Below are 1,856 nucleotides of genomic sequence, written 5' to 3' on the forward strand. Positions count from 1 at the left end.
CCCCGTTCGGGTTCGCGCTTCTCGAGCAGCTGGCCGAGGCGCCAGTGCAGCACCTTCGACAGGGCATCGGCGTCGGTGAAGCTGCGCATCTCGACTGCTTCGCCCAGCAGGGCGCGGGGGTCGTGCCCGTCGAGCTCGGCGGCGTAGACCTTGTTGAGCATGCGTCCGTAGGCGGGCTCATTCTGCAGCCGTTCGTGCTGCTCCGGGGTGAGCAGCCCGGCGAGGATCTCGTCGTTGCGGTGGCCGGCGGCGCGCATGCTGACCTGGTTCATCAGCGCACCGAGCGTCTCGAACGACCGCATGTCGTGCTCGGCGCTCTCGCGCACGGTCAGGGCGGCCTCGGCCAGCTCGCTGCGGGTGAGCAGGTCGGACAACCGCTGCACCGGGGTGTCCTCGATGCGGCGCTGGTCATGCTCGTCCGCGGTCTGCTGGGTCACCAGGTAGATCAGGTTCATCAACCGGCCCCGGGTGATGGCCGGGTAGAGCGACTCGCGGGTGGTGTCTCGGCCGGTGACCGCGCGACCGACGTCGACGGTCACGCCCTGCGCGGCGTAGTTCGTCAGCGCGTAGGCCAACGTCACATGCTCGTCGACGTAGTCGTCCGTCAGGTGTGCGATCGCGCCGTGCTCGTCCTGAGCGAGTAGCTGGCCGTGCCGGTCACGGCCGAGGACGGTGTAGCGCTGCTTGTTCGTCACCGGACGGTGTTCCCCGTCCCGGCCGGGATCGACTCGCTGGCGGTTGTCGTTGTTGTTGGCCTGGATCAGGTCCCCGACCCCGACCTCGGTGCCATCGGGCAGCGTCGCCAACGCCTCGGCGTCGACATGCCCAAGCCGGATCAGCTCCTTATGAATCTTCTTGGACAGCTCGGCGGCCATCTGGTTGGTGTCGACGATGAGCAGGGCCGACTTGCCGTCGAGCATGTCGGCCAGGTGCCCGCGCACCGCGTGCTCGGCCATCTCCTCCAGCGACCCGGTCCGGACCCGGCCGCGGTCGGTGTAGGCGGCGACTGCGGACACGTCCCCGGCCCGCAGCTGCAGCGACGCATCGGCTTCCCAGTCGTTGGTGAACCGGTGCACGGTGTCGAGTTCAAAGGTGCCGGGCTGCTCGGCCAGGTGCGCGAACATGCCCCCGGCCCCGACCGGCTGCAGCTGGTGATGGTCCCCGGTTAGCAGAACCTTCGCCCCCGTGGCGGCGGCCAGGTCGGCGATCTCGATCAACTCGGCGGTGGTGCTCATGCCGCCCTCGTCGACCACGACGAGGTCCCCGCCCTGCAGCCGCTGACGCACCTGCCCGTGGGCATCCTGTTCGAGGAACTGCTTCCGAAACGCGGCGGTGGTCATCCCTTCCAGGCCGAGACCGTCCAGGTTCTGTGCCGCGATCTTCGCCGTGGCCAACCCCAGGACCCGGCCACCCGTCTCGGTCTGCCACGCCCCGGCCAACGCCCCCACGGTGTGCGACTTACCCGTCCCGGCCGGCCCGACCAGGACATCCACGGTCCGCCCGGAGCCCAGCACACCCGCCACCACAGCCGACTGGTCCGCCGACAGGCCCCGCGATCCCAGCCCACCGATGGCCGCCTCGATCCGCTCGGATCCGACGGCCACCGCCCCCTCGGTGTGGGTCAGCGCGCGCAGTCGTTCCTCGCCGGCAATCGCGGCGGTGGTGGCGTAGCGCTCGTCGATGTGCGCCCGGAACATCGACCGGCCGTCCCCGCCCGGACCGGTACGGCGCAACGCGTCGGGGACCGGGACCGGGTCCCCAGCCGAGACCTGCACGAGCCCGTACCGGGCCGGTGCATCCAGCACCGCACCGGCCAGCGCGGCCACGAACGCCGGCCGCTGCTCGGCCGCGACCCC

1 protein-coding gene is annotated in these 1,856 nt (G+C 70.9%); it reads right to left on the bottom strand.

The genetic code is table 11. The features are described from left to right. The coding region (locus BM093_RS34690) for an ATP-dependent DNA helicase (protein WP_177238900.1) at nt 1–1,856 on the bottom strand (1,856 nt) is incomplete at both ends.

The organism is Pseudonocardia ammonioxydans (assembly GCF_900115005.1).
In the GTDB taxonomy this organism is placed as follows: Bacteria; Actinomycetota; Actinomycetes; order Mycobacteriales; family Pseudonocardiaceae; genus Pseudonocardia; species Pseudonocardia ammonioxydans.